Below are 6,259 nucleotides of genomic sequence, written 5' to 3' on the forward strand. Positions count from 1 at the left end.
GCATACATATGGCCCATCCAACTCACTCGTACCGCGCCAATCGCCTTCAAGGGATAGCGCGAATCGGAGCTCAAAATGTCGAATGAACTCACCATGCACGCCACGACCATCATCAGCGTGCGCAAGGGCAACAAGGTCGTGATCGCCGGCGACGGCCAGGTCAGCCTTGGCCAGACCATCATGAAGGGCAACGCCCGCAAGGTGCGCCGCATCGGCAAGGGAGGCAGCGTCATTGCCGGCTTCGCCGGCGCCACTGCCGACGCCTTCACCCTCTTGGAGCGGCTCGAAGCCAAGCTCGAGCAATATCCCGATCAGCTGACGCGCGCCTGCGTCGAGCTCGCCAAGGACTGGCGCACCGACCGTTACCTGCGCCGCCTGGAAGCCATGATGCTGGTCGCCGACAAGTCGGTCTCGCTGGCGCTGACCGGCAATGGCGACGTGCTGGAACCCGAGCATGGCGTGATGGCCATAGGCTCCGGCGGCAATTACGCCCTGGCCGCGGCCCGCGCGCTGATCGACACCGACAAGGACGCCGAGGAGATCGCCCGCAAGGCCATGCAGATCGCGTCCGACATCTGCGTCTACACCAACAACAATTTTGTTGTCGAAACGCTCGATGCCGCTTGAGCTTGCCGACCATGATCCCAAAAAGTGGGAGCCGGTTTTTGGATAAGGTCATGGTCACTCAGCAGCATAGCTACGATTTTCGGCCGGTCACCGAGAAGGATCTGGCGTTGATCGCCAGGTGGCTGCGCGAGCCGCATGTCGCTGAGTGGTGGGACGATCCGGACAAGGAAATCGCCGAGATCCGCGAGCATATGGATTCGGTCTCGGTGGAGCCGCTGATCGTCGAGCTCGACGGCAGGCCGATCGCCTATCTGCAGAGCTATGATCCGCATCTGGAGGACGACCATCCTTACGCCGACCAGCCCTTCGGCACGCTGGGCGTCGATCTTACGATCGGCCCGCCGGAGCTGGTCGGTGTCGGCCATGGCTCGGCAATCCTGAGCCAGTTCGTCGAGGAACTGTTCGGGGAAGGCGCGCCGCGCGTCATCATCGACCCGCATCCCGACAACGGCCGCGCCATCCGCGCCTATGAGAAGGCCGGCTTCAGGCCGATCGGCCACAGGCATTCGCAATATGGGGACGTCGTGCTGATGGCCGTCGATGCGGACGAAGACGACGATGAAGATCTGGGGGACTGACGAATGACCGCGCCTGAGGACAAGACTCTTTCCGCCTATGAGGACAGCTGGCGCATGGGCCTGCTGCTGGTGCTCGCCTTGATCGTGTTCCAGGCGGGCACCCTATACGGCATGGGGCATCCGCCGATCTGCACCTGCGGCTACGTCAAGCTCTGGCACGGCGTGGTCAACAGCTCGGAGAATTCCCAGCACATCGCCGACTGGTACACCTTCTCGCACATCATCCACGGCTTCCTGTTCTATGCGCTGGCCTGGGCGCTGTTCCCGCGCTCGCCGGTCGGGTTGAGGCTCGCCTTCGCCGTCCTCATCGAAGGCGGCTGGGAGATCCTGGAGAACAGCCCCTTCATCATCGAGCGCTACCGCGCCGGCACCATCTCGCTGAATTATTACGGCGATTCGATCATCAACTCGGTGTCCGACACGCTGTTCATGGTGCTGGGATTTGTGATGGCGCGAAAGCTACCTATATGGGTGATCGTGGCCCTGGCGCTCATCTTCGAGCTCGGCACGGGCTACATCATCCGGGACAATCTGACGCTCAACGTGATCATGCTGCTGCATCCGTTCGAGTCCATCAGGCAGTGGCAAAGTGGAATTTGAGTAATATGAGCACCTTTTCTCCCCGCGAAATCGTTTCGGAACTCGACCGCTTCATCATCGGCCAGAAGGACGCCAAGCGCGCCGTGGCCATCGCCTTGCGCAACCGCTGGCGCCGCCAGCAGCTGGAAGGCCAGATGCGCGAAGAGGTGATGCCGAAGAACATCCTGATGATCGGCCCGACCGGCGTCGGCAAGACCGAGATCTCGCGCCGCCTGGCGCGGCTCGCCGGCGCGCCCTTCGTCAAGGTCGAGGCGACCAAGTTCACCGAGGTCGGCTATGTCGGCCGCGATGTCGAGCAGATCGTGCGCGACCTCGTCGAGGTCGCCATCGGCCTGACCCGCGAAAAGATGCGCGAGGATGTCGCCGCGCGCGCCCAGATCAACGCCGAGGAGCGCGTGCTGGAAGCCCTGGTCGGCAAGACGGCGAGCCCGGCCACGCGCGATTCTTTCCGCAAGAAGCTGCGCGACGGCGAGCTCGACGACAAGGAGATCGAGATCGAGGTGGCCGACACCGGCAATGGCGGCATGCCAGGCTTCGAGATCCCCGGCATGCCGGGCGCCAATGTCGGCGTGCTCAACATCAACGACATGCTGTCGAAGGCGATGGGCGGCCGCAGGACCAAGACCCGCAAGACGACGGTGCGCGATTCCTACGCGCTGCTCGTCAACGACGAGTCCGACAAGCTGCTCGACCAGGACGAGGTCGTGCGTCGCGCGCTGGACTCGGCCGAGAACGACGGCATCGTCTTCCTCGACGAGATCGACAAGATCGCGGCCAGGAGCGACATTTCGGGCGGCCCGTCGCGCGAGGGCGTGCAGCGCGACCTGCTGCCGCTGGTCGAAGGCACCACGGTCGCGACCAAATACGGGCCGATCAAGACCGACCATATCCTGTTCATCGCTTCCGGCGCCTTCCACGTCTCGAAGCCGTCAGACTTGCTGCCGGAATTGCAGGGCCGCCTGCCGATCCGCGTCGAGCTGCGCGCGCTGGAGAAGGCGGATTTCGTCCGCATCCTCACCGAGACCGAGGCCAGCCTCATCAAGCAGTATATCGCGCTGATGAAGACCGAGGGCGTCGAGCTGAGCTTCACCGACGACGCCATCGATTCGCTGGCCGGCATCGCCGTCGACCTCAACGCCAGCGTCGAGAACATCGGCGCACGGCGCCTGCAGACGGTCATGGAGCGCGTGCTGGACGAGATCTCCTACGACGCGCCGGACCGCAACGGCACCCAAGTCGTCATCGACGCCGCCTATGTCGAGAAGCATGTCGGCGACCTGTCGCGCAACACCGACCTGTCGCGCTTCATCCTGTAGCTCCGCCGCCGGCGGCAGCTATCCTTCCTTCTCGCTCGTTGGCGCATGGGACGGATGTCTGCCGCGCCCAGCGCGGGTCTTGATTGGATGCTGGCCCAATGCTATCATTGCTCTCAATGAGAGCATGGAAGGCGTATGGCCGGAAATCTGCACGTCCGCAATCTGGATGACGACTTGATCGCCAAGCTGAAGATGCGTGCCGCCCGGCATGGGCGCTCGGCTGAGGCCGAGCACCGTGAAATCCTCAGGCAGGCGCTGGAAAATGAGAGCGAGCCCTCGTTCGATGAACTGGCCGCCCGGCTGCGGCGGCTCACCGCGCAGCGAAAGCAGACACCCTCCGAAGTGCTGCTGCGCGAAGGACGTGACGAACGGTGACGGAAACGCTCGTCGTAGACGCCAGCATCGCTGTCAAATGGGTGGTCGAGGAGGAGGGTACGTCTCTGGCACTTGGCTTGCGGCATGGTCGACGCTTCGCGGCGCCGGAACTGCTGATCGTTGAGTGCGCCAACATTCTCTGGAAGAAGGTCCTGCGCGGTGAAGTCAGTCGCGAAGAGGCGAAGATGGCCGCAAGCTTGCTGGAGCGTAGCGATATCGAATTGTTCGGCATGCGGGGATTGCTCGCCAAAGCGACCGAACTGGCGACGGATATCGGTCATCCGGCCTATGACTGCATGTATGTCTGCCTTGCGATGAGCCGAAACTGTCGCTTTGTGACCGCGGATGAACGCCTTGTACGAGTGCTGCACCAGAAGGCTCCCCGTGAAATCGCCAATCTCTGCATGACCCTGGAGCAGCTCTCAGCTGGCTCGGATTAATGCCGTTGACCGATATCCGCCGGCTCGGCAATTTAACGGCGGCTGATCTCTTGGTGACGGTCCTTTATCTAAAACCTGCAGTGTGGCCAGACGGTACCATCTGGCCGCCTTTCGATCCGGTTTGACCGCGCCTTCTCTCGACTCTGTCGTGCGCTTTTCCTAGTTTGCCGCGAATTCAAAGGCGGCGGCATGAAGAAATATATCCTGCTTTTTCTGGGCATCGCTTTGGCGGCGGCGGTGACGATCGCCGATGCCGCGACCATGGTGCCTCCGGGCAATCGCAACGCCGTGCAGCCGGACATTCCGGGCGCGTCCAGCCGGCGCACCCAGGCAACCAACACCACCTTCCAGGCCAAGTACCGTAAAGTCTACGCGTTGCTGCAGAACGATGCCGAGCTGCGCGGCAAGATCAGGAAGGTGGCGGCTGCCTACGGTATCGATCCGATGCATATCGTCGGCGCCATCGTCGGCGAGCACACCTACAATGTCGACGCCTATGACCGCCTGCAGACCTACTACGTCAAGGCGATGTCCTATCTGTCGAGCAAGCTGACCTTCGCCTATGAGGGCGAGGATGTCGGCGATTTCGTTCAGCGGCCGGAATTCAAGAAATGCGCCGGCATGGACGACAGCTACGATCTGTGGGAATGCCGCGAGCAGGTGTGGAACCATGCCTTTCGCGGCAAGACCGTCGGCGGCACAAGCTTCCCCAACGACCGCTTCGGCGCAACCTTCTTCCAGCCCTATTATGCCGGCCAGACCTTCGGTCTCGGCCAGTTGAACCCGCTGACCGCGCTGCAGATGAGCGATCTCGTGCACAAGGTCTCCGGCCTGCCGAAGCTTGATGTCGAGGATCCCAATGCGGTCTACAAGACCATCATGGACCCGGACCTGACGCTGCCTTACGTTGCAGCGACCATCAGGAAGTCGATCGACGCCTATCGCAGCATCGCCGGCTTCGACATCTCCCACAATCCGGGGCTTACCGCCACGCTCTACAATGTCGGCAACCCCGAGCAGCGCGCCTATGCGCTGAAGGCCGAGAACGACAGACGCCGCGCCGCCGGCGAACCGGAAAAGCTGCCCGAGGAGAACTATTACGGCTGGCTGGTCAACGACAAGCTGGACGAGCTGAAGGCGCTTTTCTAACCAGACCTCAAGCTGCCAGCAGCGACTTCAGCTTGACCGCCTGCGAGCCGAGCGCTTCCGGCGCCGGCTTCCCCCGCTTGGCGATCAGCATCTCCGCCAGGCGGATATCGCGCGCCACCGCATTGCCGGGGCCGATGCCGCTGGCGGCGACCAGCCTGCCGTCCTCCGCCAGATGGAACAGAATGAAGGCGCCGTCGTCGAGGTCGCGCCGCACGATGCTCTTGCCCTCGTCGGGAAGCCCGGCGATCTGCAAGGTCAGGCCGTACTGATCCGACCAGAACCAAGGCACGGCGCCATGCGCCTCGTTGGCGCCCATCATGTTCCTGGCGGCCAATGCGCCTTGTTCCTGGGCGTTGCGCAGGCCTCCAGCCGCACGCGACGGCCGCCATAGATCGCCAGCGGAAACGAGCAGCAATCGCCGGCGGCGAAGATATCCGGGTCGGCGGTGCGCAAATGCTCGTCGACGGCGATGCCATTGTCGATCGCGAGCCCCGCTTCGGCGGCAAGCGCCGTCACCGGCACGGCGCCGATGCCGATCACCGCGAGATCGGCAACGATCCTTTGTCCGTCGGCCAGCGTGATGGCGACGTCCTTGCCGTCATCGGCAATCGCGGCGATCCCCTGGCCGGTGCGGATCGGGACGCCCTCGGCCTCATGCGCCTTGTGAATGATCTCCGCGATCTCGGCCGTCACGCCGCGCCTCAGGATGCGCGGCTGCGCCTCGATGACGGTGACCGTGGCGCCGAGCTTGCGCGCCGAGGCGGCAAGCTCCAGCCCGATGAACCCACCGCCGATGACGGCGATGCGCCTTTCCGCACCGAGATGGGCACGGATGGCGAACGCGTCGCTGAAGGTCCTCAGATAGACGCAGCGCGACCCAAGGCCTGGCATCGGCAACTGCCGCGGCACGGAGCCGGTGGCCAGCAGCAGCTTGTCGTAGGCAAGCGAAGAGCCGTCCGACAGCTGCACGATATGGGCCGCGCGGTCGATCGCGACGGCCCGGACGGAATGGATGTGCCGGATCGCGCGTTCGGCGAAGAGCTCCTCTGTGGCGATCGCCTTGATGCCCGGAGCCTCACCGGTCATCGCGTCCTTCGACAGCGGCGGTCGCTCATAGGGCAGATGCGGCTCGTCGCCGACCAGTGTCACCGGCCCGTCTTAACCCAGATCCCGG

At 63.6% G+C, this 6,259-nt stretch carries 7 protein-coding genes and 1 pseudogene; 7 read left to right on the top strand and 1 reads right to left on the bottom strand.

Features of this window, described 5'->3' with window-relative positions:
• Positions 1 to 75 precede the first annotated feature (75 nt).
• The 7 genes from hslV to EOA27_RS17540 all read left to right on the top strand — a co-directional run bounded on the left by hslV (position 76) and on the right by EOA27_RS17540 (position 5,085).
• Positions 76 to 627, top strand: a complete 552-nt coding sequence (gene hslV / locus EOA27_RS17510; protein WP_040986886.1) for an ATP-dependent protease subunit HslV — start codon at positions 76 to 78, stop codon at positions 625 to 627.
• Positions 628 to 677: 50 nt separating this feature from the next.
• The gene (locus EOA27_RS17515) at positions 678 to 1,205 is read left to right on the top strand and encodes a GNAT family N-acetyltransferase (protein WP_127256785.1); all 528 of its coding nucleotides are present in this window, start codon (positions 678 to 680) and stop codon (positions 1,203 to 1,205) included.
• Between the two features lie 3 nt (positions 1,206 to 1,208).
• Positions 1,209 to 1,805, top strand: coding sequence for a DUF2585 domain-containing protein (locus tag EOA27_RS17520; RefSeq protein WP_126080089.1), 597 nt, complete (start codon positions 1,209 to 1,211; stop codon positions 1,803 to 1,805).
• A 5-nt stretch (positions 1,806 to 1,810) separates the two neighbouring features.
• A complete protein-coding gene (gene hslU, locus EOA27_RS17525) occupies positions 1,811 to 3,121 on the top strand; it encodes an ATP-dependent protease ATPase subunit HslU (protein WP_126080088.1) in 1,311 nt (436 codons plus the stop codon).
• 135 nt (positions 3,122 to 3,256) lie between these two features.
• The gene (locus EOA27_RS17530) at positions 3,257 to 3,496 is read left to right on the top strand and encodes a hypothetical protein (protein WP_126080087.1); all 240 of its coding nucleotides are present in this window, start codon (positions 3,257 to 3,259) and stop codon (positions 3,494 to 3,496) included.
• Positions 3,493 to 3,936: a type II toxin-antitoxin system VapC family toxin gene (locus tag EOA27_RS17535; protein ID WP_126080086.1), complete on the top strand. Its 444-nt coding sequence runs from the start codon at positions 3,493 to 3,495 to the stop codon at positions 3,934 to 3,936. Before EOA27_RS17530 ends, EOA27_RS17535 begins: the two co-directional genes overlap by 4 nt.
• A gap of 189 nt (positions 3,937 to 4,125) precedes the next feature.
• Positions 4,126 to 5,085: a DUF1402 family protein gene (locus EOA27_RS17540; RefSeq protein ID WP_126080085.1), complete on the top strand. Its 960-nt coding sequence runs from the start codon at positions 4,126 to 4,128 to the stop codon at positions 5,083 to 5,085.
• A 7-nt stretch (positions 5,086 to 5,092) separates the two neighbouring features.
• Here the strand turns inward: EOA27_RS17540 and EOA27_RS17545 are convergent.
• Positions 5,093 to 6,259 (bottom strand): annotated as a pseudogene (locus tag EOA27_RS17545) (FAD-dependent oxidoreductase); the annotation flags it as partial.

The sequence above is a fragment of the Mesorhizobium sp. M2A.F.Ca.ET.037.01.1.1 genome (genome assembly GCF_003998075.1).
Taxonomy (GTDB): domain Bacteria; phylum Pseudomonadota; class Alphaproteobacteria; order Rhizobiales; family Rhizobiaceae; genus Mesorhizobium.